The sequence below is a fragment of the Streptomyces sp. NPDC020801 genome (assembly GCF_044334385.1).
Taxonomy (GTDB): Bacteria; Actinomycetota; Actinomycetes; order Streptomycetales; family Streptomycetaceae; genus Streptomyces.
This window is the reverse complement of record NZ_JBIRST010000004.1, coordinates 241,347-266,055: the sequence shown is the minus strand read 5'-3', so window position 1 is coordinate 266,055 and position 24,709 is coordinate 241,347. Positions and strand designations below refer to the sequence as shown.

The 24,709-nt window shown below is 74.4% G+C and carries 23 protein-coding genes; 14 read left to right on the top strand and 9 right to left on the bottom strand.

Annotated elements, in window-relative coordinates:
• Window positions 1-60: 60 nt before the first annotated feature.
• Complete coding sequence (locus ACH4UM_RS11020; RefSeq protein WP_398176359.1) at window positions 61-1,554, top strand: cytochrome P450; 1,494 nt, start codon at window positions 61-63, stop codon at window positions 1,552-1,554.
• Here ACH4UM_RS11020 and ACH4UM_RS11015 read toward each other — a convergent pair.
• Entirely contained in the window at window positions 1,548-2,498 is a 951-nt protein-coding gene (locus ACH4UM_RS11015) for an RluA family pseudouridine synthase (RefSeq protein WP_398176357.1), read from the bottom strand. The genes ACH4UM_RS11020 and ACH4UM_RS11015 overlap by 7 nt on opposite strands.
• 189 nt (window positions 2,499-2,687) lie before the next feature.
• Here ACH4UM_RS11015 and ACH4UM_RS11010 point away from each other — a divergent pair, with 189 nt between their 5' ends.
• The 3 genes from ACH4UM_RS11010 (at window position 2,688) to ACH4UM_RS11000 (ending at window position 5,322) form a co-directional block, all read left to right on the top strand.
• Entirely contained in the window at window positions 2,688-3,335 is a 648-nt protein-coding gene (locus tag ACH4UM_RS11010) for a PadR family transcriptional regulator (protein ID WP_398176355.1), read from the top strand.
• 185 nt (window positions 3,336-3,520) lie between these two features.
• Entirely contained in the window at window positions 3,521-4,549 is a 1,029-nt protein-coding gene (locus ACH4UM_RS11005; RefSeq protein WP_398176353.1) for an ABC transporter ATP-binding protein, read from the top strand.
• Entirely contained in the window at window positions 4,546-5,322 is a 777-nt protein-coding gene (locus ACH4UM_RS11000) for an ABC transporter permease (RefSeq protein ID WP_398176351.1), read from the top strand. The genes ACH4UM_RS11005 and ACH4UM_RS11000 overlap by 4 nt, the downstream gene beginning before the upstream one ends.
• 50 nt (window positions 5,323-5,372) lie before the next feature.
• Here the strand turns inward: ACH4UM_RS11000 and ACH4UM_RS10995 are convergent, their stop codons facing one another.
• Window positions 5,373-6,218: a siderophore-interacting protein gene (locus ACH4UM_RS10995; RefSeq protein ID WP_398176349.1), complete on the bottom strand. Its 846-nt coding sequence runs from the start codon at window positions 6,216-6,218 to the stop codon at window positions 5,373-5,375.
• A gap of 103 nt (window positions 6,219-6,321) precedes the next feature.
• Complete coding sequence (locus tag ACH4UM_RS10990) at window positions 6,322-7,251, bottom strand: 5'-3' exonuclease H3TH domain-containing protein (RefSeq protein WP_398176732.1); 930 nt, start codon at window positions 7,249-7,251, stop codon at window positions 6,322-6,324.
• A gap of 693 nt (window positions 7,252-7,944) precedes the next feature.
• Between ACH4UM_RS10990 and ACH4UM_RS10985 the strand changes: the two genes are divergently transcribed.
• Together ACH4UM_RS10985 and ACH4UM_RS10980 are read left to right on the top strand one after the other, a co-directional pair.
• Window positions 7,945-8,511 (top strand): helix-turn-helix domain-containing protein, encoded by a 567-nt coding sequence (locus ACH4UM_RS10985; protein ID WP_398176347.1) that lies wholly within the window; start codon window positions 7,945-7,947, stop codon window positions 8,509-8,511.
• Complete coding sequence (locus ACH4UM_RS10980) at window positions 8,511-9,230, top strand: helical backbone metal receptor (protein WP_398176345.1); 720 nt, start codon at window positions 8,511-8,513, stop codon at window positions 9,228-9,230. The genes ACH4UM_RS10985 and ACH4UM_RS10980 overlap by 1 nt, the downstream gene beginning before the upstream one ends.
• Here the strand turns inward: ACH4UM_RS10980 and ACH4UM_RS10975 are convergent.
• On the bottom strand, window positions 9,142-10,314 hold the full coding sequence (locus ACH4UM_RS10975) for a TDT family transporter (protein ID WP_398176343.1): 1,173 nt from the start codon (window positions 10,312-10,314) through the stop codon (window positions 9,142-9,144). The two genes, ACH4UM_RS10980 and ACH4UM_RS10975, sit on opposite strands and share 89 nt — an antisense overlap.
• Window positions 10,315-10,385: 71 nt before the next feature.
• Here ACH4UM_RS10975 and ACH4UM_RS10970 point away from each other — a divergent pair, with 71 nt between their 5' ends.
• Entirely contained in the window at window positions 10,386-11,336 is a 951-nt protein-coding gene (locus ACH4UM_RS10970) for a LysR family transcriptional regulator (protein ID WP_398176341.1), read from the top strand.
• Here ACH4UM_RS10970 and ACH4UM_RS10965 read toward each other — a convergent pair.
• Both ACH4UM_RS10965 and ACH4UM_RS10960 read right to left on the bottom strand, forming a co-directional pair.
• On the bottom strand, window positions 11,322-12,038 hold the full coding sequence (locus ACH4UM_RS10965; protein ID WP_398176339.1) for a gamma-glutamyl-gamma-aminobutyrate hydrolase family protein: 717 nt from the start codon (window positions 12,036-12,038) through the stop codon (window positions 11,322-11,324). The two genes, ACH4UM_RS10970 and ACH4UM_RS10965, sit on opposite strands and share 15 nt — an antisense overlap.
• 201 nt (window positions 12,039-12,239) lie before the next feature.
• Window positions 12,240-12,977 (bottom strand): FadR/GntR family transcriptional regulator, encoded by a 738-nt coding sequence (locus tag ACH4UM_RS10960; RefSeq protein WP_398176337.1) that lies wholly within the window; start codon window positions 12,975-12,977, stop codon window positions 12,240-12,242.
• Between the two features lie 99 nt (window positions 12,978-13,076).
• Between ACH4UM_RS10960 and ACH4UM_RS10955 the strand changes: the two genes are divergently transcribed.
• From ACH4UM_RS10955 to ACH4UM_RS10940, 4 genes are read left to right on the top strand one after another with little or no spacing between them, the layout of a single operon-like run.
• On the top strand, window positions 13,077-14,447 hold the full coding sequence (locus tag ACH4UM_RS10955) for a glutamine synthetase family protein (protein WP_398176335.1): 1,371 nt from the start codon (window positions 13,077-13,079) through the stop codon (window positions 14,445-14,447).
• An 11-nt stretch (window positions 14,448-14,458) separates the two neighbouring features.
• Window positions 14,459-15,874 carry an aldehyde dehydrogenase family protein gene (locus tag ACH4UM_RS10950; RefSeq protein ID WP_398176333.1) on the top strand — a complete coding sequence of 472 codons (1,416 nt, stop codon included), beginning with the start codon at window positions 14,459-14,461 and terminating at the stop codon, window positions 15,872-15,874.
• Window positions 15,871-16,671, top strand: a complete 801-nt coding sequence (locus tag ACH4UM_RS10945; RefSeq protein ID WP_398176331.1) for a 3-oxoacyl-ACP reductase — start codon at window positions 15,871-15,873, stop codon at window positions 16,669-16,671. The genes ACH4UM_RS10950 and ACH4UM_RS10945 overlap by 4 nt, the downstream gene beginning before the upstream one ends.
• 46 nt (window positions 16,672-16,717) lie before the next feature.
• Window positions 16,718-17,695, top strand: a complete 978-nt coding sequence (locus ACH4UM_RS10940; RefSeq protein WP_398176730.1) for a DUF2510 domain-containing protein — start codon at window positions 16,718-16,720, stop codon at window positions 17,693-17,695.
• A 23-nt stretch (window positions 17,696-17,718) separates the two neighbouring features.
• Here ACH4UM_RS10940 and ACH4UM_RS10935 read toward each other — a convergent pair whose 3' ends face one another.
• Complete coding sequence (locus ACH4UM_RS10935; protein WP_398176329.1) at window positions 17,719-18,921, bottom strand: amino acid deaminase/aldolase; 1,203 nt, start codon at window positions 18,919-18,921, stop codon at window positions 17,719-17,721.
• 1,773 nt (window positions 18,922-20,694) lie between these two features.
• On the opposite strand from ACH4UM_RS10935, the gene ACH4UM_RS10930 reads away from it, so the two are divergent.
• Both ACH4UM_RS10930 and mycP read left to right on the top strand, forming a co-directional pair.
• Window positions 20,695-21,507 carry a hypothetical protein gene (locus ACH4UM_RS10930; RefSeq protein WP_398176728.1) on the top strand — a complete coding sequence of 271 codons (813 nt, stop codon included), beginning with the start codon at window positions 20,695-20,697 and terminating at the stop codon, window positions 21,505-21,507.
• A gap of 68 nt (window positions 21,508-21,575) precedes the next feature.
• Window positions 21,576-22,754 (top strand): type VII secretion-associated serine protease mycosin, encoded by a 1,179-nt coding sequence (mycP, locus tag ACH4UM_RS10925; RefSeq protein WP_398176327.1) that lies wholly within the window; start codon window positions 21,576-21,578, stop codon window positions 22,752-22,754.
• A gap of 7 nt (window positions 22,755-22,761) precedes the next feature.
• On the opposite strand, the gene ACH4UM_RS10920 is transcribed toward mycP, so the two are convergent.
• Window positions 22,762-23,499, bottom strand: a complete 738-nt coding sequence (locus tag ACH4UM_RS10920) for a hypothetical protein (RefSeq protein ID WP_398176325.1) — start codon at window positions 23,497-23,499, stop codon at window positions 22,762-22,764.
• A gap of 129 nt (window positions 23,500-23,628) precedes the next feature.
• The gene (locus ACH4UM_RS10915; RefSeq protein ID WP_398176323.1) at window positions 23,629-23,751 is read right to left on the bottom strand and encodes a hypothetical protein; all 123 of its coding nucleotides are present in this window, start codon (window positions 23,749-23,751) and stop codon (window positions 23,629-23,631) included.
• 106 nt (window positions 23,752-23,857) lie between these two features.
• Here ACH4UM_RS10915 and ACH4UM_RS10910 point away from each other — a divergent pair, with 106 nt between their 5' ends.
• A complete protein-coding gene (locus ACH4UM_RS10910) occupies window positions 23,858-24,604 on the top strand; it encodes an SseB family protein (protein WP_398176321.1) in 747 nt (248 codons plus the stop codon).
• The last annotated feature ends 105 nt before the right edge of the window (window positions 24,605-24,709 follow it).

Below are 24,709 nucleotides of genomic sequence, written 5' to 3'. Positions count from 1 at the left end.
CGCCGCCCCCCACCGCACGCACTGTTCCTTCCCTCTCTTTCCGTCCCGAAAGCGACCGTTGTGACGCCTGAACCCCACTTTCCCACCGGCACGGACGACCTCACTCTCGACCCGCCTCCCGGCTGTCCCGCGCACGGCGTCGGGCCCGGCGGGCTGCACCGGCTCCACGAGGCGCGGGACCTCGGAGCGCTGTACGACCAACTCCGCGAGCGCTACGGCCCGGTGGCGCCGGTACTGCTCCATGACGACGTGCCGATGTGGGTGGTCCTCGGCCACGCCGAGAACCTGCACATGGTGCGCACGCCCTCGCAGTACACGCGGGACAGCCGCATCTGGACCCCGCTCAAGGAGGGCATGGTCAAGCCCGACCATCCGCTGATGCCGCACATCGCCTGGCAGCCGATCTGCTCCCACGCCGAGGGCGACGAGCACAAGCGGCTGCGCGGGGCGGTCACCGGCGCGGTGGCGACCATCGACCACCGGGGCCTGCGCCGGCACATCGGCCGGGCCACCCAGCGCCTGGTCAACCGGTTCTGCGAGGTCGGCCGTGCCGACCTCGTCGACCAGTTCGCCGAGCACCTGCCGATGGCCGTGATGTGCCAGGTCCTCGGCATGCCCGAGGAGTACAACGACCGGATCGTGCACGCCGCCCGCGACATGCTCAAGGGCACCGAGACCGCGATCGCCAGCAACGAGTACATCATGGGCTGTCTGCAGCGGCTGGCCACCCGCCGCCGCGCGCACCCCCAGGGCGACTTCACCAGCCACCTCGTCAACCATCCGGCCGGCCTGACCGACGACGAGATCGGCCAGCACCTGCGGGTCGTGCTCATCGCCGCCTACGAGGCCACCGCGAACCTGCTGGCCAACACGATCCGCCGGGTGCTCACCGAGCCCGGCTTCCGGGCTCAGCTCAACGGCGGGCAGATGACGGTCCCGGAGGCGGTGGAGCAGTCGCTGTGGGACGAGCCGCCGTTCAGCACCGTGCTCGGCTACTTCGCCAAGCAGGAGACAGAGCTCGGCGGGCAGCGGATCCGCCGGGGCGACGGGCTGCTGTTCGGCATCGCTCCGGGCAACGTGGACCCGCGGGTGCGCCCCGACCCCACGGCTGACATGCAGGGCAACCGCTCCCACCTCGCCTTCGGCGGCGGCCCGCACGAGTGTCCCGGCCAGGACATCGGCCGGGCCATCGCGGACGTCGGGGTCGACGCGCTGCTGATGCGGCTGCCGGACGTCCAGCTCGACTGCGACGAGGAGGAGTTGCGCTGGACGGAGTCGATCGCCTCGCAGCACCTGGTGGAGCTGCCGGTGCGGTTCACCCCGCGGCCGCAGCAGGACGAGACGGCCAAGCCCAGCCACACCCCGGTGCCGGTTCCCCAGCAGCGCCCGGCCTGGGAGATCGGCAACGCGCCCCCGAGGCCCGCCCGCCCGGCGGACGAGCTCCCGGCCGAGGACAGTCCCACCCCACCGCGGCCCGATTCGGCGCCGGTCGCCGGACCGGCCCGCCCGCTGGGCGCCTGGCGGCGTTTCCTGCGCTGGTGGCGCGGCTACTGACCGGCCCACTCGGCGTATGACGACCAGGCCCGGAGCACCCGCCCGCTGCGGAAGCGGTGCTCCATCCCGGTGACCGGATCGGTGAACTCCAGCTTCCGCGCCAGCAGTTGCAGCGGACGCCGGAAGTCACCGGCCGGCCCGGGGCCGGTCGCCACCGGGTAGAGCGGATCGCCGAGGATCGGCACGCCCAGCGCGTTCATGTGCACCCGCAGCTGGTGGGTCTGCCCGGTCGCGGGCACCAGCCGGTACCGGGCGAGCCCGTCAGCGCGGTGCTCGACCCTCTCGACGCGGGTGACCGCGTTCGGCTCTCCCGGCACCTCGCGGGCGGTCAGCACCCCGCGCTCCTTCACGATCCGGCTGCGCACGGTGCGGGGCAGGGCGAGCTCCTCGTCGTACGGCGCGACGGCCTCGTACTCCTTGCGCACCCGCCGGTCGCGGAACATCGTCTGGTACGCGCCGCGCTCCTCGGGCCGCACCGTGAACAGCACCAGTCCGGCGGTGAGCCGGTCCAGGCGGTGGGCGGCGGTGAGCGCCGGGATGCCCAGTTCGCGCCGCAGCCGCGCCAGCGCGGTCTCGGTGACGTGCGTCCCGCGCGGGGTGGTGGCGAGGAAGTGCGGCTTGTCCACGACGACGAGATGCTCGTCCCGGTGGACGACCTCCAGCGGGAACGGCACCGGGACCTCGTCGGGCAGATCCCGGTGGAACCACACGAACATCCCCGGTCTGAAGGGCGCGTCGGCCGTCACCGCCAGACCGTCGGCGCCGACGATCCGTCCCGCCGCCAGCATCGCCTCGACCACGCCGGGTCCCGCCCCCGACAGCCGCTCCACCAGGTGCTCGCCCACGGTGGCCCACGGCCCCTCGGCGGGCAGCCGCACCCGCACCGGATCCACCCCTTGCCGCTGCGGCAGGGGGGAGGACGGGGTGCGGGTCTTGCGTCTCATCCGTCGAAGCCTACGAGCCACGGCAGGCGGTCCGCGACCACGCGAGCGGTGCGCGGGTGGCGGGGGCGGCCGGCGGGCCCCATATCTTCGCGAGATCGCGATACATCGTGAATGTTGACTCTCCGTCGGGGTCGCGATATGTTCGTCTACGGATATTCGGGATCGAGCGAGTGAGTGGGGTGGCCGGACATGGCTGGCAGGCGCCGCAGACTGAGCAATCCGCTCGCGCTGACCGTCATGACCACGCTCTGGCAGAAGCCGATGCATCCGTACGAGATCGCCCAGACCCTGCGCCGTCAGGGCAAGGACGCCAGTACGAAGATCAATTACGGCTCGCTCTACACGGTCGTGCAGAACCTCGAGAAGTACGGCCTCGTCGAGGTGGTCGACGTGGAGCGGCGGGGCAACCGCCCCGAGCGCACGGTCTACGCGCTCACCGGGACCGGTCGTGAGGAGACGACGCAGTGGCTGTCGGACCTCGTGGCCGTGCCGGCGAAGGAGTATCCGATCTTCGAGACCGCGCTGTCGCTGCTGGGGGTGCTGCCCCCGGACGACGTCGTGCGGTTGCTGGAGGAGCGGCTGACCACTCTGGACGTGCAGCTGGCCAGCGGGCGGGCGGTGCTGGAGAAGTGCTACGAGACGCTGCCGCGCCTGTTCCTCGTCGAGGTCGAGTACCAGCTGCACATGGTCGAGGCGCAGGCCGAGTGGGTCCGTGGCTTCGTCCGGGAGGTCCGGGAGGGCTCGCTGCCCGGCGTCGAGAGCTGGCGCCAGTTCCACGAAACGGGGGAGATTCCCCCGGAGCTCAAGGAGATCGAGGAGCGCCACTACCAGAAGTGACACCCCAGTGAAGATGACCCTGGCAGGACTGTTGCAGCAGTCCCGCCAGGGTTTCGAACCCCGAGCCGAATCCACCGTGAGGCTTCATAGGGCGATCGAGGTGCGGCACACCCAGGATAGCCCGGCGCTCCTCACGTGGATCACTTGTCGATCATTCGTCAGTCATGCAGCAGGAGAGCTCCGTGATGAGTGCTACCCGCGCGCCCGCCGTCGAGGCGCGTCAGTTGATCAAGACCTATCCCGGCGATGTCACCGCCCTGAGCGGCATGGACATCACCGTGGAGCCGGGCACCGTCTTCGGGCTGCTCGGCCCGAACGGCGCCGGCAAGTCCACCACCGTCAAGATCCTCACCACCCTGGCCCGTCCCGACTCCGGCTCGGCGACCGTCGCCGGCCACGACGTGCTGCGCCACCCGGACCGGGTGCGCCGCGCGATCGGCGTGGTCGCGCAGAACTCGGGCGCCGACCCGGTGGCCACCGGCCGCGAGAACCTGCGGCTGCAGGGCCGGCTCTACGGGGTCAAGGGTGCCGCTCTGGACCGGCGGGTCGACGAACTGCTGGAGCGCTTCACGCTCGCCGACGCGGCCAGGCGCCCGGTCAAGGGCTACTCCGGCGGTATGCGGCGGCGGCTCGACGTGGCCCTCGGGCTGGTGCACCGGCCCGAGGTGCTCTTCCTCGACGAGCCCACCACCGGCCTCGACCCGGAGGCCCGCGCCGCGATGTGGGCCGAGATCGGCCGGCTGGCCGGCGAGGAGGGCCTGACCATCCTGCTCACCACGCACTACCTGGAGGAGGCCGACCGGCTCGCCGAGCGAATCGCCATCGTCGACCGGGGCCGGGTCGTCGTCGAGGGCACCCCGGACTCCCTCAAGGGCGAACTCCGCGGCGACGCCGTCCACCTGGAACTGCGCGAGCCGGTCGGCGAGGCCGGCCGTACGCTGCTGACGGGCGCCCTCGGCGCACTGCCCGGCGTGCACGAGACACTGCTCGACGGGCGACGGATCAGCGCCCGCGCCGACGACGGGGCCGCCGCGATACCCGCTCTGCTCGCAGCGCTGGAACGCGCCGGGGTCGGCGTCTTGGCCGCGACGGTGGCCCGCCCCTCCCTCGACGACGTCTACCTGCGCTACGCCGGACGCCGTTACGCCGAGGCCGAGGCGGCGGCCGCAGCCGACGGTGCCGAGGCCCTCGTCCTCTCCGGAGGTGCGCGATGAGCACCGCGATCTCCCACACCTGGTACATGACCCAGCGTCAGCTCATGGTGTTCGCGCGTCAGCCCGCGTACGCCGTCATCACGCTCGTCCAGCCGGTGATCTGGCTGTTCCTGTTCGGCAACCTCTTCAAGGAGGTCGTCGAGCTCGGCGGCTTCGGCACCACCTCCTACCTGGACTACCTGGTGCCGGGGGTGGTCGTGATGAGCGCGCTCAGCGCCAACCTGTGGGCCGGGATGGGCACGTTGGAGGAGATTCAGCGCGGCACCCTCAACCGCTTCCTCACCACCCCGGCCAGCCGGGCCGCCCTGATGAACGGCAACGTCGTCAACAACGGTCTGGTCACCGCCCTGCAGTCGGGTGTCATCGTGCTGCTCGGCCTGCTGGGCGGCGCCGACTACCCCGGGGGCATCGGCGGCATCGCGATCCTGGTGCTCGCCTCGGTGCTGCTCGGCACGGTCTTCGGGGCGCTGTCCAACGCGCTGGGGATGCTGGTGCGGGAGCGGGAGTCGATCATCGGGATCAACACCTTCCTGCTGCTTCCGCTCACCTTCCTGTCCTCCGCCTTCATGGCGCCGGCGCAGATGCCGTCCTGGATGCGGCACATCGCCGACTTCAACCCGGTCAACTGGGCGATGGTGGCGGGCCGTTCGGCGATGTCCGCGCATCCCGACTGGGGTGCGGTGGGGAGCCGGGGCGGGGCGCTGCTGGGGCTCGCGGTGGTCGCGGTGTGGCTGTCGATCCGGACGTTCCGGTCCTACCAGCGGTCGGTGTGAGAAACGCGAGGGCGGCGGCACCTGCCGAGGTGCCGCCGCCCTCGGCGTGCTCACGCGGCCGGTGCCGCCCCCTCCTGCTCCGTCTCGACGCGCGCGTTCCACTCCCGCTTGGAGGCCTGCCAGCCGTCCTCGTTGTGGCCGAGCCGCCAGTAGCCGGAGATCGACAGGTCCTCGCGCGGGATCGCGCGCTCCACCCGCAGCAGCCGGCGCAGTTCCTTCACGAAGCCGGCCTCGCCGTGCACGAACGCGTGCACCCGGCCCTCGGGGAACGCGAGCGCCCGTACGGCCTCCACCAGGGCCTCGCCGACCGGCCGGTCCCCGCGGTGCAGCCAGACCACCGCCACCTCGGAGTCGATCTTCTGCTCCTCCTCGGGGCCGGAGACCTCGATGAAGGCATGGGCCGTGGCGCCCTCGGGCAGCGCCTCCAGGGAGCGGGCGATCGCGGGCAGGGCGCTCTCGTCACCGGCGAACAGATGCCAGTCGGCGCTCACGTCGGGGGCGTAGGCGCCGCCGGGGCCCGTGAAGCGCACGGTCTCACCCGGCCGGGCCAGCACCGACCAGGGGCCGGCCAGGCCCTCGTCGCCGTGGACGACGAAGTCCAGGGTGAGCTCGCGGTGTTCGGGGTCCCAGGCACGTACCGTGTAGGTCCGGGTCACCGGCCACTGCTCGCGCGGGAACTCCTCGCGGATCCGCTGGATGTCGAAGGGCTCGGGGTAGGTGACGCCCTCGGCCGGGAACAGCAGCTTCACATAGTGGTCCGTGCAGGTGTCGGCCGAGAAGCCGGCCAGCCCCTCGCCGCCGAGCACCACCCGCTGCATGTGCGGGGTCAGCCGTTCGGTACGGACGACCCGCGCTGAGTGGGCACTTCGCGGCTTGCGCGCCGGACGTTCTGCCATGACGGCCTCCCTGTTCCCCATGCTTAGGCTTACCTAAGTTAGCACCTTCTCCGAGTCGACACCTCCCCCCTGGGGACTTGATGAGCGCGCGCGGCGGCAGCCGTCACGCCGTCAGCGTGGCCAGCAGCCGCTGCAGGGAACCGCCCAGTCCCCAGCGCGCGGCCAGCTCCTCCAGCGCCGCCGGATCGCGCGGGGCGCGGGGCAGCGCCGTCTCCACGTCCGGCAGCGGGACGTCGGCGGCGACGCGCACCACCTTCGGCGCCACGGCGAGGTAGGGCCGCGCCTCGTCGAGCCGTCTGCGCTGCGACGGCGTGAGCTTCGCCTTCGGGTCGTCGACGGCCGCCATGATTCCGGCCAGGTCGCCGAACTCGGCGAGCAGCCTGGCCGCGGTCTTCTCCCCGATGCCCGGCACGCCCGGCAGTCCGTCGCTCGGGTCGCCGCGCAGCAGCGCCAGATCCGCGTACCCGCTGCCGTCCACCCCATACTTCTCCCGCAGTACCGCCTCGTCGGTGGTCTGCAGCGTGCCGACGCCCTTGACCGGGTACAGCACGCGCACTCCACGCGCGTCGTCCACCAGCTGGTACAGGTCCCGGTCGCCGGTGACGATGTCGACGGGGCCCTCCGCGCGCGAGGTGAACGTGCCGATCACGTCGTCCGCCTCGTACGGAGCGACGCCCACGCGCGCGATGCCGACGGCGTCCAGGACGGCCTCGATGACCGGTACCTGCGGGGAGAGGGTGTCCGGCACCTCCTCCTCGTCCGGGCCGGCCGTGTGCTCCTCGGCGACCCGGTGCGCCTTGTAGGAGGGGATCAGCTCCACCCGCCAGTGCGGCCGCCAGTCCGCGTCCATGCAGGCCACCAGGTGGTCGGGCCGGTGGTCCTTGACCAGGCGGTCGATGAAGTCGAGCAACCCGCGCACGGCGTTCACCGGCGTGCCGTCCGGGGCCCTGACCGACTCCGGGACGCCGAAGTAGGCGCGGAAGTACAGGGAGGCGGTGTCGAGGAGCATCAGTCGTCCGGTCACGCCTCGCATCATGCCGTACGGCACCGACAGCGACCCGATGCGCAACAAGTCGCGGTGTGCACCCCCTGGTACTCGGCCGGCACCCGGCCTCCCGGCCCGGCCTCCCGGCCCGGCCTCCCGGCCCGGCCTCCCGGCCCGGCCTCCCGGCCCGGCCTCCCGGCCCGGCCTCCCGGCCCGGCCTCCCGGCCGCGACCGCCGCCCGAGGGGGCGTCGCCGTAGCCGCCCGTGGCGCGTGGGGCGGAGCCCGCCCCCCGTGGCGTACGGGTGCGCGACCGGCTCACACCGGTGCGCCCCTACGGCAAGGATCCGGCCAACCACGCAGCGCCACGGCGTCCCCCTCGGCCTGTGCCGCCCGCACCCCGGCGGCCGGCGACTGCGGCCGGCCGGCCCGCACCTCACGCGCCGTGACCCCGCCTCCTCCCGCCCCCGCCGGACGGGCTCGACCGCCCTACCCGCGCCGGAGCGGACCCACGCCCGGCCGCCGCGGAAGACGCATCCACTGGCGCGAACCATGAGGTCGGCTCCGCACGATCCTGACGGGGTTGTGACGGCCGCATGAAACGGTTTGCCGAACATGCGTAGGGTGCAGAGAAGTCATCAGGAGAAGTGCACCCGGAGGCGGGCCCGCGTTGAGCGGGACCGGCGCGGCGGCACGGCGGGACCGGCACGACGCAGCGACGAGTGAAGGAGGGAGCCGGAGCGATGGGCGACCACAAAGAGCAGCCCCTTCGGGTGGGCGCGGCCGTACGGCGGCGGCGCCGCGCGCTGGACCTCACGCTCGCCGTCGTGGCCGAGCGCAGTGGCCTGTCGGTGCCCTTCCTGAGCCAGGTCGAGAACGACCGGGCCCGCCCCAGCCGCAGCTCCCTGGAGAAGGTCGCCGACGCTCTGCGCACCACCGCCGTGGAGCTGCTGGCGGCCGCCGACCCGGCGTGCAGCGTCGACGTCGTACGCGCCGAGGCCACCGAGCTCGAGCCCGAACCCCGGGTGCGCTCCCTGGTCCGCGGCCACCACCAACTGCACGCCTCCGAGTTCACCGGCGACCACGACGCCGGACGCGAATTCCAGCACCGCAACGACGAGTTGATGTACGTCGCCGACGGCGCGGTGGAGATCGAGGCCGAAGGCCGCGCCTACCGGCTGGTACGCGGCGACACCATGTACCTGACCGGCGGGGTCCGCCACCGCTGGCGGGCGACCGTGCCCGACACCCGTGTGATCGTGGTCGCGGTGGCCGAACACATCGAGGCGGTGCAGGACCGGACGCGCTGATGCGGGTGGTCTCCCTGGTGCCCTCGCTCACCGAGGCGGTCGCGGTGTCGCTGCCCGGAGTGCTGGCCGGCGTCACGAACTGGTGCAGCCATCCGGCGGACCTCGGCGTGGTGCGCGTCGGCGGCACCAAGAACCCCGATGTCGGCCGGATCGTGGCCCTCGCGCCCGACCTGGTGATCGCCAACGAGGAGGAGAACCGCGCACCCGACCTCGACGCCCTGCGCGCGGCCGGCGTCGAGGTGCTGGTGACCGAGGTGCGCGACGTGCCACAGGCCTTCGCGGAACTGGCCCGCGTGCTGGCGGCCTGCGGGGCGGCGGCCCGGCCGCGATGGCTGGACCAGGCGCAGGCAGCCTGGTCGTCCTTGCCGGTGCCGCAGCGCCGTGCGACCGCCGTGGTGCCGATCTGGCGGCGGCCCTGGATGGTGCTGGGCCGGGACACCTTCGCGGGCGACGTCCTGGCCCGCCTCGGCGTCGACCACCTCTACGCGCAGCACGCCGAGCGTTACCCGCGCGTCCCGGTCGAGGAACTTCGGGCAGCCGCCCCGGACGTCGTCGTCCTGCCGGACGAGCCGTACCGCTTCACCGCCGCCGACGGCCCCGAGGCCTTCCCGCTGCTGCCCTGCGCGCTGGTCAGCGGACGGCACCTGACGTGGTACGGGCCGTCGCTGGCCGAGGCTCCGCGGGTGCTGGGCGAGGCGCTGCGAGCAGCGCGCCGCTGACCAGCCCGCGGGCGGTGTGCACGGCCGCGGCGGCCCAGGCGGTGACGAGGACGGCGTACAGGCCGGCCGCGAGACCGTCGTAGACGGCGAGCGAGGTGTGCCGGGCCAGGGCCGCGGCGCCGGTCACGCAGGTGCCCACCGGGAAGGTGAACGACCACCAGGTCATCGCGAAGCCCATGCCCCGGCGGCCGGCGCGCACCACGTGGGCGGCCGCGAGGGCGAACCACATCACGGCGAAGCCCATGACCGGGACGCCGTAGAGGACGGCGAGGACGGCGAAGCCCCCGCCGTACGGGGCCGGCACGGCGACGGGAGCGGCGTCCGCGAAGGCCCCGACGGCCGTGGTGGACTGTCCCAGCGGGCCCAGGACCAGGAACAGCGTCGGGGTGAGCGCGAGGGGCAGCGGCCCGGCGGTGAGCAGCCGGGCGAAGATCACCGGCAGCAGGACCAGGGTCGCCAGCAGGCTGAGCCCGAACATCGCCACACAGGCCAGGAGCAGGGTCTCCCGAGCCTGCCCGGCCGGCAGGTGCGGTACGAGGGCGGGCCCCAGCGCCGCGGACACCATGGGCGCCACGACCGGCAGCAGCCACACCGGCGTCGCCTGGTGCGGCTCGATCCGGTGGTGCACGGCCATGAGGTACGGCACCGCGACCGCGGCCGCCAGTCCCACGGCCGTACCGGCGGTGAACAGACCGGCGTCCAGAGCGACCGCGGCGCGGGTGCCGATCCAGTCCCGGCCCACCGACAGCGCGCCACCGCCCACGGCCAGCAGCGCCATGGACAGACAGCCGTAGAACGGCGCGGCCGTCGCGTCGAGGAGGTGGGCGCGGGCCTGGTCGCGGTGGTGGGTCCAGTGCAGGGCGCGGGCGGCCAGCAGGGCCACGAGCTGGACCAGGGCGAGCGCCCAGACGGCGGTGCAGACCGTGCGCAGCCCCGGGATGTGGAGTGGCAGCGCGGCGCCCGCGCCGGCGACGGCGGCGGTGCCCATGACGGAGGCGTACCAGTTCGGGCCGAGGTGACGCACGGCGGGGACGCGCGGCCGGGGTGCGGCCGGCCGGGGCAGGGAATGGGCTGCGATGACCATGGTCCCAAGGTTTTCGCCGGTCTTCGGCCGCCACCAGGGGGTTTGTGTCTATCGGGGCATAAGCTGGGTTTATGACATGGGTGGCAAGGGCGGAGGAGAGCGGAGAAGGGCGGCCGTCCGGGGGATCGCTGGCGCACCGGGTGCCGGATCTGGGGGCGCTGGAGCTGCTGCTGGCGGTGGCCCGGCTGGGGAGTCTCGGCGGGGCGGCCCGGGAGCTCGGCATCACCCAGCCTGCGGCGAGCAGCCGGATCCGTTCCATGGAGCGGCAGTTGGGGGTGGCGCTGGTGGACCGCTCGCCGCGCGGGTCGCGGCTGACGGACGCCGGCGCGCTGGTGACGGACTGGGCCCGGCGGGTCGTGGAGGCGGCGGAGGCGTTCGACGCGGGGGCCCAGGCGCTGCGGGACCGGCGCGACTCCCGGCTGCGGGTGGCGGCGAGCATGACGATCGCGGAGTATCTGCTGCCGGGATGGCTGATCGCGCTGCGGGCACGGCGGCCGGACACGGCGGTGTCGCTGCTCGCCGGGAACTCGGCGATGGTGGCGGAGCGGCTGCTGGCGGACGAGGCCGACCTCGGTTTCGTGGAGGGGCTTTCGGTGCCGTCCGGCCTGGACTCCGTGGTGATCGCCCGCGACCGGCTGATCGTGGTGACGGCCCCGGCCCATCCCTGGGCCCGCCGCCGGCGCCCGCTGGCGGCGGCGGAACTCGCCGCCACCCCGCTCATCCTGCGCGAGAAGGGCTCCGGCACCCGGCAGGTCCTGGACGCGGCCCTGGGGGGCCTGGCCCGCCCGCTGATCGAACTGTCCTCGACGACGGCGGTAAAGGCCTCGGCGGTGAGCGGAGCGGGCCCGGCGGTGCTCAGCGAGCTCGCGGTGGGGGACGAACTGTCCCTGCGCCGCCTGGTGACCATCCCGGTGGACGGCGTCGCCCTGAAGCGCGACCTGCGGGCGGTGTGGCCGACGGGGCACCGCCCGGTGGGCCCGGCGCGGGAGCTGCTGTCCCTGACCCGGTCAGGAGGCGGCTGAACCGGAAGGGCCCGCGGCGGCCGCCCGGACCAGCCCCCGCACGACCCGCGGATCCTCGCCCATCTCCGGATGCCACTGCACACCCAGCACCCAGGAGTCGGCCGCCTCGGGCTCGACGGCCTCGATCGTGCCGTCCGCCGCGTGGGCCGACACGATCAGACCCGCGCCGAGGCGGTCGACGGACTGGTGGTGGTAGGTCGGCACGGTCGTCTCCTCCGGCACCGCCTCCGCATACCGGGTGCCGGGAACCGGCTTGACCGGGTGGGCGCCGTAGACGCCGACGGCCTCGGTGTGCCCCTCGAGGTGCTGGACCAGGGTGCCGCCCAGGGCGACGTTCAGCAGCTGCATGCCGCGGCAGATGCCGAGCAGCGGCACGCGGGCGGTCAGCGCGGCCTCGATCAGCGCGAGCTCCCAGGCGTCCCGGGCCCTGGCGGGCGGCCCCGTACGGGGGTCGCGCTGCGCGCCGTAGCGGACCGGCTCGACGTCCGGGCCACCGGCGATCACCAGCCCGTCGACGCGTGCCACGGCCGCCGCCGCCCGCTCCGGCTCGTCGGGCGGCAGCATCGCGGCCAGCCCGCCCGCGCGCTGCACCAGCCGCGGATAGCCGGCCGGCAGCAGCACCGCCTCCAGCTCCCACACCCCCCAGCGCGCCCCGGTCTCCAGGTACGTACTGATGCCGATCAGCGGTAGCGATGCGGTCATGCGGCCCTCCCTGACCCGTAATGGTGCCCAGGAATACCTTTACGGCCTACGGTCGCCCGGGGCAAGGCCGCCCCCGCCGCCCCTGGCCGGAATGCCCGGCCCCGCAGGTCGGAAAGCCCCCGCGGCCCGCAGGTCGGAAAGCCCCGGCCCCGCAGGTCGGAAAGCCCCCGCCGACCTCACGCCGGAAGGCCAAGGCCGCACTCACGTCAGAAAACCCCGCAGCAGCGCCGCCGTGCCCGCACAGTGCTCGCGCATGATCTCGCGCGCCCCGTCAGCGTCCCCGTCCAGCACCGCCTCCACCAGCGCGGCGTGCTGCCGCTGCGAGTGCTCCAGGTTGCGCACCAGCAGCGGGATGCAGTCCAGCAGGTCGTTCACCGTGGCCCGGACCCCCGCGTACTGCGCGGTCAGCGTCGGGGAGCCGCACAGCTCGGCGAGTGTGAGGTGAAGCAGCGTGTCCAGGCGGCGGTAGTCGGCCGCAGGTGCGTCGCGCGTGCGGTCCAGGGCCCCGCGCAGCCGCGCCGCCTGCCCCTTTGTCAGCCCGTGCGCCGCGCACAGGCCCGCCGCGCCCACCTCGAGGACCTCGCGGAAGCGCAGCACGTCCTCGATGTCGACCCCGGCGACCCGGCGCCGCAGCTCGTCCTCACCCGCCGCGTCGGTGCGCGCCCGTACGAACGTGCCGCCGTAGCGCCCGCGCCGCGACTCGACCAGCCCCTGGTCCTGGAGCACCTTGAGCACCTCGCGCAGTGTCACCCGGCTGATCCCCAGCCGCTCCGCCAGCTCCCGCTCGGCGGGCAGCCGTTCGCCGCCCGGCACCAGGCCGAGCCGCACCACCTGCAGGATCTGCTCCAGCGCCTCCTCGAAGCCGTTGCCCGCCCGCACCGGCCGCAGCACCGGCGTGAGACGGTCGGCAGGCCCGTCCGGGCCCGTGTCCTGCGCCATCCGGCCGCGCCCCCTTCCCAGGCAATGGTTCTGGCCCATACCTTATGGCCACTACGTTATGGCTCCCACCCGGCCGTAGCAGCCGAAGGAGGCTCCCCCGTGGCAGAGAGCACACCCCCGCTCGGCGTCGAGGAGCTGCACGCCCTCGTCGCGAGCGGCGAGATCGACACGGTCGTCCTGGCCTTCCCCGACATGCAGGGACGGCTCCAGGGCAAGCGGTTCGCCGCCCGCTTCTTCCTCGACGAGGTGCTCCACCACGGCACCGAGGGCTGCAACTACCTGCTCGCCGTGGACACCGAGATGAACACCGTCGACGGCTACGCCATGTCCTCCTGGGACCGCGGTTACGGCGACTTCGCCATGCACCCGGACCTGTCCACGCTGCGCCGCACCCCCTGGAACCCGGGCACCGCCCTGGTCGTCGCCGACCTGGCCTGGAGTGACGGCTCGCCGGTCGCCGCCGCCCCCCGCCAGATCCTGCGCCGTCAGCTGGAGCGCCTGGCCGAGCTCGGCTGGACCGCCCAGGCCGGCACCGAGCTGGAGTTCATCGTCTTCAGGGACACCTACGAGCAGGCCTGGGACGCCGGCTACCGCGGGCTCACCCCGGCCAACCAGTACAACGTCGACTACTCCATCCTCGGCACCGGCCGCATCGAGCCCCTGCTGCGGCGGCTGAGGAACGACATGGCCGGTGCCGGGCTCACCGTCGAGTCCGCCAAGGGCGAGTGCAACCCCGGCCAGCACGAGATCGCCTTCCGCTACGACGAGGCACTGGTCACCTGCGACCAGCACGCCGTCTACAAGACCGGCGCCAAGGAGATCGCCGCCCAGGAGGGTGTCTCGATCACCTTCATGGCCAAGTACAACGAGCGCGAGGGCAACTCCTGCCACATCCACCTCTCGCTCGCCGACGCGGACGGCACCAACGTCATGGCGGGCTCCCCGGCGGACCCGGGCGGCATGTCCGAGGTGATGCGGCACTTCCTCGCCGGTCAGCTCGCCGCGCTCCGCGAGTTCGCCCTCCTCTACGCGCCGGGCGTCAACTCCTACAAGCGCTTCCAGCCCGGCTCCTTCGCCCCGACCGCCGTTGCCTGGGGCCACGACAACCGGACCTGTGCGCTGCGTGTGGTCGGCCACGGCCGCTCACTGCGCTTCGAGAACCGGCTGCCCGGCGGCGACGTCAACCCTCACCTGGCGGTGGCCGGGCTGGTGGCGGCGGGCCTGTACGGCATCGAGCAGAAGCTGCCGCTGCCCGAGCCCTGTCCGGGCAACGCCTACGCCGCCGAGTACGAGCACGTCCCGACCACCCTGCGCGAGGCCGCCGAGCTCTGGGAGAACAGCGCGATCGCCAAGGCCGCCTTCGGGGACGAGGTCGTCGCGCACTACCGCAACATGGCGCGGGTCGAGCTGGACGCCTTCGACGCCGCGGTCACCGACTGGGAGCTGCGCCGCTCCTTCGAACGCATGTGAGAGGTCCCTCCTTGTCCGACCAGCACGCGTTGTCCGACCAGCACGCGCTCCAGGTACTCAACCCGGCCACTGAGGAGGTCGTGGCCACGGTCCCGGCCGCCACCGCGGCCGACGTGGACGCCGCCGTCGCGCGGGCCGCGCGGGCCCAGTCGGCGTGGGCCGCCCTCGCGCCCGGCGACCGGGCCAGGCTGCTGCGGCGGTTCGCGGCGACCGTCGACGAACACCTCGAAGAACTCGCGCGGCTGGAGGTCCGCGAGGCCGGCCACACCATCGGCAACGCGCGCTGGGAGGCGGGCAACGTCCGGGACCTGCTGGACTACGCGGCCGGGGGAGTGGAACGCCTGACGGGGCACCAGATCCCGGTGCCAGGTGGCCTGGACATCACGATCCTCGAACCGCTCGGCGTCGTCGGCGTCGTCGCGCCCTGGAACTTCCCGATGCCGATCGCGGCCTGGGGGACCGCTCCCGCCCTGGCGGCGGGCAACGCGGTACTTCTCAAGCCCGCCGAGACCACCCCGCTCACCGCGCTGCGGCTGGCCGAACTCGCCCTGGCGGCCGGGCTGCCGGAGGGACTGTTCCAGGTGCTGCCCGGCCACGGACCGGTCGCTGGCGACGCCCTCGTCGCACACCCGGGCGTGGCGAAGATCGTGTTCACCGGGTCGACGGCCGTGGGCAGACAGGTGCTGGCGAAGGGCTCCGCCCTGCTCAAGCGCGTCACCCTCGAACTGGGCGGCAAGAGCCCCAACATCGTGTTCGCCGACGCCGACCTCGAAGCAGCCGCGGCCGCCGCCCCCATGTCCTTCCTCGACAACTCCGGCCAGGACTGCTGCGCCCGCACCCGCGTCCTCGTCCAGCGCGGCGCCTACGACCGCTTCCTGGAACTCCTCGCCCCGGCGGTCGAGTCTGTGCGCGTCGGCGACCCGGCCGACGAGAGCACCCAGATGGGCCCGCTGATCTCCAGGGCCCAGCTGGAGCGCGTCCGCGCGTACGTCGAGCCTTACGCCGACGCTGGCGCGTGCGCCCCCGGCATCCGCGGCAAGGCCCCCGAGGGCCCCGGCTTCTGGTTCCCGCCCACCGTACTCACCGGCGTCGACCCGCGCGCCCCCGTGGCCGTCGAGGAGGTCTTCGGTCCCGTCGCCGTCGTCCTGCCCTTCGACGACGAGGCCGACGCCGTCCGCCTCGCCAACGACACCCCGTACGGACTCTCCGGCTCCATCTGGACCCGGGACGTCGGCCGCGCCCTGCGCGTCTCCCAGGCGGTCCGGGCCGGGAACCTGTCCGTCAACTCCCACTCCAGCGTCCGCTACTGGACCCCGTTCGGCGGGTTCAAGCAGTCCGGCCTCGGCCGCGAACTCGGTCCCGACGCCCTGACCGCCTTCACCGAGACCAAGAACGTCTTCATCAGCACGGAGGGCCCCGCACAGTGAGCTCACAGACCACTCAGACCGCCGCTCCCGTCTGCCGCCGCCTGGTCGGCCGTACCGCCGTCGTCACCGGAGCCGGCAGCGGCATCGGCCTCGCCACCACGCGCCGGCTCGCCGCCGAGGGCGCGCACGTCGTCTGCGGCGACGTCGACGAGACGCGCGGAAAGGCGGCCGCCGAGGAGGCCGGCGGGCTCTTCGTGAAGGTCGACGTCACCGATCCCGAGCAGGTCGAGGCACTTTTCAGGACGGCGTACGAGACCTATGGCAGCGTCGACGTCGCCTTCAACAACGCGGGCATCTCCCCGCCCGACGACGACTCCATCCTGGAGACCGGCCTCGAGGCCTGGAAGCGCGTCCAGGAGGTCAACCTCACCTCCGTCTACCTGTGCTGCAAGGCCGCCATCCCCTACATGCGGCGCCAGGGCAAGGGCTCCATCATCAACACCGCGTCCTTCGTGGCCCGGATGGGCGCCGCCACCTCGCAGATCTCCTACACCGCCTCCAAGGGCGGTGTGCTGGCGATGTCCCGTGAGCTCGGCGTGCAGTTCGCCCGTGAGGGCATCCGGGTCAACGCCCTGTGCCCGGGGCCGGTCAACACCCCGCTGTTGCAGGAGCTGTTCGCCAAGGACCCGGAGCGGGCCGCGCGCCGGCTCGTCCACATCCCGGTCGGGCGGTTCGCGGAGGCCGAGGAGATCGCCGCCGCCGTCGCCTTCCTCGCCAGCGACGACTCCTCCTTCGTCAACGCCACCGACTTCCTGGTGGACGGGGGCATCTCGGGGGCGTACGTCACACCGCTGTAGTCCCCGCACGAGCCGCCCCGCGGCGTCCTACAGTGCCCGGGTGAGCATGACGCCCCCATCCGGCTGGTACCGGGATCCGTCCGCCCCGCACCTGGAACGCTGGTGGGACGGCACGGCCTGGACCGAGCACCGGCGCCCACCCGAGGGGGCGCCGGGCCGGCCGTCCGCGCCACCGTCTCCGCCGTCATCGCCGGCGCCGGCGCCGCCACCGCCCGCCGGTGGCGGCCCGACGCGGGCCAGGGCCGTCGCCGTCACCGGCGCCGCGGCCGTTCTGGTCGCCGCGATCGTCACGGGGGTGGCGGTCCTCGGCCACGACGGCACAAGCGGCACCGGGGCGAAGACCGGGCCCACCGGCCGGTCCGCCACGAGCGCCGCTCCGTCCACCCCGCCGTCCCCGTCGCCGCCCACCACCGCGCCCGCACCGGCACCCGCCGCCGACGACCCGTCCCTCGTCGTCGACCAGCTCAACGGCATCACCCTGCCGCTGCCCGCCGGCTGGGAGAAACCGCGGTACGTGGCCGAGGACGACGTCGTCATGACCACCCACGGCACCTACGACTGCCCGGCCGGCACCGGCCTGTGCCGGCACGGCCTGGTCGTCACCCGCACGGCGAGCGCGGCCGACGGGACCTCGGCCGAGGACCTCGCGAAGAGCGACATCGGGGACGCGGCCGACGAGGCGTACGACCGGGACGCGGCCGGCGAACGCCCCTTCGGCGGGATCACCTCCCACCGGACGGTGAGGTCCGGCCCGGTCGCGGTCGCCGGGCGCGCCGGGTACTTCGTGCGCTGGCGGGTCGGGACCGCCCGGGGGCCCGGCGGCTACGTGGAGTCGCTGGCCTTCGCCTCCAGTACCGGCACCGAGGCGCCCGTCATCGTCCGCTTCGTCTTCGACGCGGGTGAGGGCGGGCCGCCCCTGACCGACATGGAGAAGATCACCGAGGGCATACGGCCCGTCGGCGACGCCGCCACGAGCGGCGGCGTCGGCAGCAGCATCGGCACCGGCACGGGCCCGTCCGGCTGAGCGCCGGGGCCCGCGGGGCCGGGCTACAGGAACGTGTGGCCCTCGCCCCGGTACGTCGGCACGGTCGCGGTCACCTCGTCGCCCTCGACCAGGTGCAGCACGTCGAACCGCTCGCACAGCTCGCCCGCCTTGGCGTGCCGGAACCACACCTTGTCGCCGATCAGCAGGTCGTCGGCGGGCGAGCCGAGCAGCGGCGTCTGCACCTCGCCGGGGCCCTCCTGGGGGTCGTAGCGCAGCCCCTCGGGCAGGTACGGCACCGGGAGGCGGTCCGGACCGGCCGCGCCCGAGGCCGGATAGCCGCCGCCCAGCACCGTCACCACCCCGACGCCCGGGCGCCGCACGACGGGCTGGGCGAACAGGGCCGCCGGACGGCCCCGGAAGGACGTGTAGTTGTCGAAGAGCCGCGGGACGTACAGCCCGGAGCCCGCGGCGATCTCGGTGACGGCGTCCTCCGCCGCGGTGTGCTGGACGCTGCCCGTGCCGCCACCGTTGACGAACTCCAGCTCCGGCGCCACCGCACGGACCGCCCGCACCACCGCGGCCCGCCGCTCGGCCAGTTCGCGGCGGGCGGCCGCCTGCATCAGCCGGATGGCGCGTGAGCGCAGGGGCCGCCCGGCCACCGCGTCGCCCACGCCCGCGACATGTCCCTCGTACGCCATGATCCCCACCAGCCGGAACCCCGGCCGCCGGGCCACCGTACGGGCCATCTCGGCGACCTGGGCGGGGGAGTGCAGCGGGGAGCGGCGTGCGCCGACGCGCACCCGGCCGCCGAGCAGCCTCAGCGAGGTGTCCAGTTCCAGACAGACCCGGACGACTTCGCGGCCGCCCTCCCGCGCGGCGTCGATCAGGTCGAGCTGCGCCGGGTCGTCGACCATCACCGTGACGGCGGCGGCGAGCTTGGGGTCGGCGGCGAGTTCGGCGAAGGCGGTGCGGTCGGCCGAAGGGTAGGCGAGCAGGACGTCGTCGAACCCGGAGCGCGCCAGCCACAGCGACTCGGCGAGGGTGAACGACATGAGGCCCGCGAAGCCGTCCCCGGCGAGGACGCGTTCGAGCAGGGCCCGGCACCGTACGGACTTGCTGGCGACGCGGACCGGCTTGCCGCCGGCCCGGCGGACGAGGTCGTCGGCGTTGGCGTCGAAGGCGTCCAGATCGACGATCGCGACAGGGGCGTCGAGATGGGCTGTGGCCCGGTCGTAACGGGCCCGGTCGGCGGCGCGCGCAGTCATGAACGCAGCCTGCCAGACAGGATTACCGCAGGGTAGGGGGACGATCCGGGCAGATGCCCCCGGGCTCGTGGACTGGTTCCCGTCCGGGCGGGGGCAACCCGTAGAGTGACGCGCGACGTACCGCGGCACGGCGGAACGATCCCGGCCGCGGACTTGAGCCGGGATGGCAGTTCGCTCGTACCGGTATGCGTGCCCGGTGACGACGAGTCCGTGCCGGGCGGGGCAATGAGGACGGCCGCGCACGAGCAATCGGCCCTGGCACGAGGAAACGGGGGGTGCATGAGCACGGAAGCGCGCCACGCCCCCGTTCCCCCCCGGCCGCCGAGACCACCGCGCCCGGCTTCCCCCGCTCCCCGCCCCGGCGAACCCACCACTGCCCCCGGGGATCCGCTCCCCGACACGTCGATGAGCGACGCCGACGGAGGTCACGACCGGACGGCACCGGCGCCCCGCGGCGCGGGCGGCGCCCGCCAGGGCGCAGGGGGCGCCGCCCCCGGTCGGACCGGATCGGCACGGGACGACGCGATGCTCCCCGGATCCGGGGCACGGGACGACGCGATGCGCACAGGTTCCGTGGCACGCGACGGCTCCGGGCACCCCGGATTCTCGGCGCCCGGTGCGTCCGTGGGCGGCGGGACGGTGCGTCCGGACGGTGCGCGGCCGCCCTACCGTCACGCGGACGCTCCGACGGATGCCCACGTGTCCGCCACCGGGACCGGTGACTCCGGCTCCGGCCGCACCGTCCCGCGCGCCGCGCGCGTCACCGGCGACGCCCGCCCCACGGCCGCCGCGGACGCCCGCCCCCGCTTCCCCGGCTTCGGGCCGTCGGCCCGGCCCGCCACGGAACCCACGACAGCGCCCCCGCCCCCGGCCTCGGCCCGCTTCCCGGACGCGCCACCCACGGCGGGCCGTCCGGCGTCGGCGGGGCCTCCCGTCCCCAACCCGCGCCCGATGCCCGGCGGCCAGGACTTCGGCCGGCCCCCGGCGGGCTCCTCGGACGCGCAACCCACCGCCGGGCGTCCGGCGTCGGCGGGGCGTCCGACGGTGGCCGGGCGCCCTGTTCCGGACGGGCGTCCGAGCCCGGACGCGCTCCCGGCCTCCGACGGTCGGGACTTCGGCCGGCCCCCGGCGGACTTCCCCGGGGCACCGTCCGCCGGCGGACGCGGCGCGCCCGCGGCCACGGGTGACGGACGGGTCCCGGTCCACTCCCCGGACGCGCCGCCCAGGCCGGAGCGGGGAACCCCCGGCCGGACCGCCGACCGGAATCCGGCCCGGTTCCAGGACATGCCGTCCAGGACCGGCCAAGGGGCTCCCGGCCCCCGTACCCCCGACCGGAACGCCGGCCGGGCGACCGATCGGAACCCCGGTCGTACCCCCGACCGGAACGCCGGCCAGGCCATCCACCGGAACGCCGGCCAGGCCGCCGCCCGGAACCCCAGCCAAGCCACCCGCTGGAACCCCAGCCAGGCCGCCGACCGGAGCCACAACAACGCCACCGACCGGAACCCCGATCGCACCGCCGTTTCCGGCTCCGTGCCGCCGCGGCCGGCGCACCGGCCCTCGGCGACGGCGCCGCGCAGTGACGTTCCGGCCGAGAGCCCGGCGGAGACCACCACGCGTCTGCGTGCCGTGTCCGCGCAGCGGCCGCCGGGGCCGAGCGCCCCGCCCCGGCCCGGGGCCGCCCCCGGTCTCGCCGCGCTGTCCCCGGACCCGGCCCTGTCCTGGAGCGCCCCCATGGCACCCGGCGCCGTCCTCGGAGCGGGACGGCCCGTGGTGGCCCTCGGAGAGCCCGAGGGCTACGACGAGCGGGGCCGGGCGCGGGCGCTCGGCGTCCGGGTGCGGCCGCGGACCGCCGCGGCTGCCGCCTGCGTCGTGCTCGGACTCGGGCTCATCGGCGGTGCCGTGACCGGGAGTTGGCTCACCGGTGACCCGGGACAGGGCGGCGCGGCCGGCAGTTTCGCCGTGGCGGGCACCCTGTGGCACAGCGTCCCCGTCGACCAGCTGTTCCCGCCCACCGTGCAGGGCCGCGGCGCGGGACCCGGCGGAGCCGACCGTACCTGGACCCGCGTCGCCGTCGCACCGGACAGCGGCTGCGCAAAAGCCTTCGACCCGCTGCTGCGCAAGGCACTCGCGCCCGCCGGCTGCGCCCGCCTGCTGCGCGCCACCTACACGGACGCCACCCAGAGCTACGTCACGACCGTCGGCCTGCTCTTCACCAAGGCCGACGCCCCCGCCATGAGCTCCCTGGCCGCCCGGTTCAAGCGGGAGGGACTCGGCCGGCGCACCGACCTCATGCCCCGCGCGTACGCAGCCAAGGGCACCGTCGCCGCGAGCTTCGGCGACGGGCAACGCGCCTCCTGGACCGTCTCCGTGCTGACCGAGGTCCCGGTCGTCGTCTACGCCGTCTCCGGCTGGGCCGACGGCCGCGGGGTCGACGCCCCGCAGCCCGCCGCCGACGCGATGCGGGCCGGCGCCACCACGGCTCCCGCCCAGGCGGGCCTGGGCAACGAGGCGCAGGGCCTCGCCGACCGCATCGAACGGGGCCTTCGCAGGACCGCAGGATCGGCCACGGAGAAGCCCTCGTGAAAGCCGCGCAAGCAATGACCCGCCGAATCGCCGCGCAAGCAATGACCCGCGGGAGCGCCGCGCAAGCAATGACCCGCCGGAGCGCCGCGCTGAGTCTGCTGCTCGCCGCGTCCCTCGCCCTCGTGCCGTCCACCGTCGCGCACGCCGACGGCATCCGCGCCCAGCAGTGGGCCCTGGACGCCATGCACACCCAGCAGGCCTGGCGCACCACCAAGGGCAAGGGCGTCACCGTCGCCGTCCTGGACACCGGAGTCGAGGCCGACCACCCCGACCTCGTCGGCAACGTGCTGCCCGCCAAGGACATGATCGGCTTCGGCGCGCAGCCCGGTGACCGCGACTGGGCCCGCCACGGCACCGCCATGGCCGGCATCATCGCCGGTCACGGCCACGGTTTCGGCAACGCCGACGGCGTGATCGGCGTCGCCCCGGAGGCGAAGATCCTGCCCGTCCGCGTCATCCTGGAGGACGGCGACTCCGCCCGCGGCCGGGCCCGCACCACCCGTGGCAACGCCCTCGCCGACGGCATCCGCTGGGCCGCCGACCACGGCGCCGACGTCATCAACCTCTCCCTGGGCGACGACTCGGCCTCCGCACACCCCGAGCCCACCGAGGACGAGGCCGTCCAGTACGCGCTGAGCAAGGGCGTCGTCGTGGTCGCCTCGGCCGGCAACGGCGGCGACAAGGGCGACCACATCTCCTACCCGGCCGCCTACCCGGGAGTGATCGCCGCGACCGCCGTCGACCGCTACGGCACCCGCGCCGCCTTCTCCACCCGCCGCTGGTACGCCACCATCAGCGCACCCGGTGTCGACGTCGTCATCGCCGACCCGGACCACAAGTACTACGAGGGCTGGGGCACGAGCGCGGCCTCCGCCTTCGTCTCCGGCGCGGCCGCCCTCGTCAAGGCCGCACACCCCGGTCTGACGCCCGCGCAGATCAAGAAGCTGCTGGAGGACACGGCCCGCAACGCCCCCGTCGGCCGCCACGACGACTCCCGCGGATTCGGCTTCGTCGACCCCGTCGCCGCCATGAAGGCCGCGGGCCGCCTCCAGCCGGCGGGCCTGCACGCGGCGGCGTACGGCGGCAAGTACTTCGGCTCCGGCCCCGACTCCGCCGCGGCGGACGGCGGCACCGCCGACTGGGCCGGTCCGCTCGCGGGCGGCGCGGGCGGGGTGCTGCTGGTCGTAGCGGTCGTCCTGTGGCGGGGCCGCCGGGAGGGCGACGCCGACGGCGGCTTCCAGCCGTAGACCCGGATCAGGCGGTGCCGCCGAACGCCGACACCGCCGCCCGCGCCGCCGCCTCGACCAGCGAGATGCCCTTCTCCTTCGTCGTGTTGCCCTTCGACAGCGCGGCCACCAGGCAGTCGCGGCCGCCGGCCGTCACGCGCCCGATGCTGTTGACGTCCCACAGACCGGTCGTGCTGCGCGCCAGCCAGCCGTTCTTCAGCGCCCACGCGGAGCCGTCGGCCGCCGCCGACACCCCCCAGTCCTGGCCCTCGGCGATCTCGCCCATCAGCCCCCGCAGATACGTCCGTGAGGCCTCGCTCAGCCGGGAGTCGTCCCCGAACACCTGCTTGAGCAGCGTGAGCTGGTCCGCGGCCGTGGTCTGGGTCAGCCCCCAGAGCGTGCCGTCGCCACCGGAGGTCTCAGTCAGCCCGAAGCGCCGGTTCGCCGCGTCCAGCCCGCCGGCCTCGCCGATGATCTGCCACAGCGCCGACGCGGAGTCGTTGTCGCTGTTCCCGATCATCGCGGCGGCGTACGTCTTCTCCTGGGCGGTCAGCCGCCGCCCAGCGTCCTGGGCCTGGAGCAGCAGGGCCGCCAGGATGTCCACCTTGACGATGCTCGCCGTGTCGAAGACGCCGGTGCCGTGGACGGCACTCTCCCCGGAGTCCGGATCGAGGACCGCGACCGAGACGGTGGCGCCGTCCGCCACCGCCACCGAACGCATCGCCGCGGCCAGCCGCGCCGTAGGGTCAGCGGCCGGCTCCGTCACCGCCTCCACCGTCGCCCTCCCGTCGGTCGCCGTGGCTGTGGCTGTGGCTGTCGGCGATGCCGACGCCGATGCCGACGCCGATGCCGACGATACGGTCCCCGGCCGGGCCGAGTGGGCATGGTCCCGCACCTACCCGGCGGCCGCCGAGGTGGCGCCCACGGCCGCGGCGGTGGCGGTGGCGGTGTACAGCAGCAGCGGCCGCCCGCCGCCGGGACCGGCGTGCGCGGCGGCGACGGGCTCTGGGGACTCCACGGCCGCGATGCCTCAGGCGTCGGCCGTGCGCGCCGTGGTACGGAAGTGAGACGTGGGTCAGGGGACCCTGAGAAGAGAGTGAACGGCCCGGATAGGGTCGGACACCGTGGCCAACAAGAACATCCCCGACCCCGCGTACTCCGACGACGACGGCTCCGCCGACCCCCGGCTGAGCGCCGCGCTCGCCGCCTGGGCCGCGGACCGCACCGCAGTCGGACCCGTCCTGGAGGCGCTCAAGGGCGCCCGGCTGCTCGTCCCGGTCGTGGCCGTGCTCGGCGAGGTGGAGGAGGACGAGAACGGTCTGCGCCGTGAGAAGACCAGCGAGATGGCCGTACCGACCCTGAAGGCCGGCCCCCGCACGGCGCTGCCCGCCTTCACCTCCACCGACTCCCTGGCCCGCTGGGACCCGGCGGCCCGCCCTGTCGCGGTACCCCTGCGCCAGGCGCTGGAGGCCGCCGCGCACGAGAAGGCGGACACGGTGGTGCTGGACATGGCCGGGCCGGTGCCGTTCGAGGTGACCGGGCCCGCGCTGCTGGCGCTCGCCGAGGGCCGCACCACCACGGACCCGCTCGCCGACCCCGCCGTCGTGGAGGCCGTGCGGGAAGCCGTGGCCGCCGAGCCGGCCGTGCTGCGCGCGCACCTCGGACGGGGGCAGGCCGACGGGACCCTCGCCCTCGTTCTCGACCCGGCCGCCTCCGTGGCCCCGGCCGACGCCGCCCGGGCCGTCGCCGGGCGCCTGGCCGCCAGCGAGACGCTGAGGGCCCGCCTGGTGCGCGGCCTCGACCTGGCACTGCTGCCGGCCGGGGCGACGCCGCCGGGCGAGCCGTTGTACGTGAAGTCCGTGACGGAGTAGCGCGAGCGGGCAGGTCGCGGGTGAGCCGGGTACGGCCGCGCGCGAGCCGCAGGCCGTGGTCCGGCTGCGGGTCAGCCGTGGTCCGGTCGCGGGTCAGCCGTGGTC

Bases quoted from the DNA above. Each gene is read 5' to 3' on its own strand.
- ACH4UM_RS11015 (WP_398176357.1), bottom strand. From the start codon at position 2,498: ATGAGACGCAAGACCCGCACCCCGTCCTCCCCCCTGCCGCAGCGGCAA.
- ACH4UM_RS11010 (WP_398176355.1), top strand. From the start codon at position 2,688: ATGGCTGGCAGGCGCCGCAGACTGAGCAATCCGCTCGCGCTGACCGTC.
- ACH4UM_RS11005 (WP_398176353.1), top strand. From the start codon at position 3,521: ATGAGTGCTACCCGCGCGCCCGCCGTCGAGGCGCGTCAGTTGATCAAG.
- ACH4UM_RS11000 (WP_398176351.1), top strand. From the start codon at position 4,546: ATGAGCACCGCGATCTCCCACACCTGGTACATGACCCAGCGTCAGCTC.
- ACH4UM_RS10995 (WP_398176349.1), bottom strand. From the start codon at position 6,218: ATGGCAGAACGTCCGGCGCGCAAGCCGCGAAGTGCCCACTCAGCGCGG.
- ACH4UM_RS10990 (WP_398176732.1), bottom strand. From the start codon at position 7,251: ATGCGAGGCGTGACCGGACGACTGATGCTCCTCGACACCGCCTCCCTG.
- ACH4UM_RS10985 (WP_398176347.1), top strand. From the start codon at position 7,945: ATGGGCGACCACAAAGAGCAGCCCCTTCGGGTGGGCGCGGCCGTACGG.
- ACH4UM_RS10980 (WP_398176345.1), top strand. From the start codon at position 8,511: ATGCGGGTGGTCTCCCTGGTGCCCTCGCTCACCGAGGCGGTCGCGGTG.
- ACH4UM_RS10975 (WP_398176343.1), bottom strand. From the start codon at position 10,314: ATGGTCATCGCAGCCCATTCCCTGCCCCGGCCGGCCGCACCCCGGCCG.
- ACH4UM_RS10970 (WP_398176341.1), top strand. From the start codon at position 10,386: ATGACATGGGTGGCAAGGGCGGAGGAGAGCGGAGAAGGGCGGCCGTCC.
- ACH4UM_RS10965 (WP_398176339.1), bottom strand. From the start codon at position 12,038: ATGACCGCATCGCTACCGCTGATCGGCATCAGTACGTACCTGGAGACC.
- ACH4UM_RS10960 (WP_398176337.1), bottom strand. From the start codon at position 12,977: ATGGCGCAGGACACGGGCCCGGACGGGCCTGCCGACCGTCTCACGCCG.
- ACH4UM_RS10940 (WP_398176730.1), top strand. From the start codon at position 16,718: ATGACGCCCCCATCCGGCTGGTACCGGGATCCGTCCGCCCCGCACCTG.
- ACH4UM_RS10935 (WP_398176329.1), bottom strand. From the start codon at position 18,921: ATGACTGCGCGCGCCGCCGACCGGGCCCGTTACGACCGGGCCACAGCC.
- mycP (WP_398176327.1), top strand. From the start codon at position 21,576: ATGACCCGCCGGAGCGCCGCGCTGAGTCTGCTGCTCGCCGCGTCCCTC.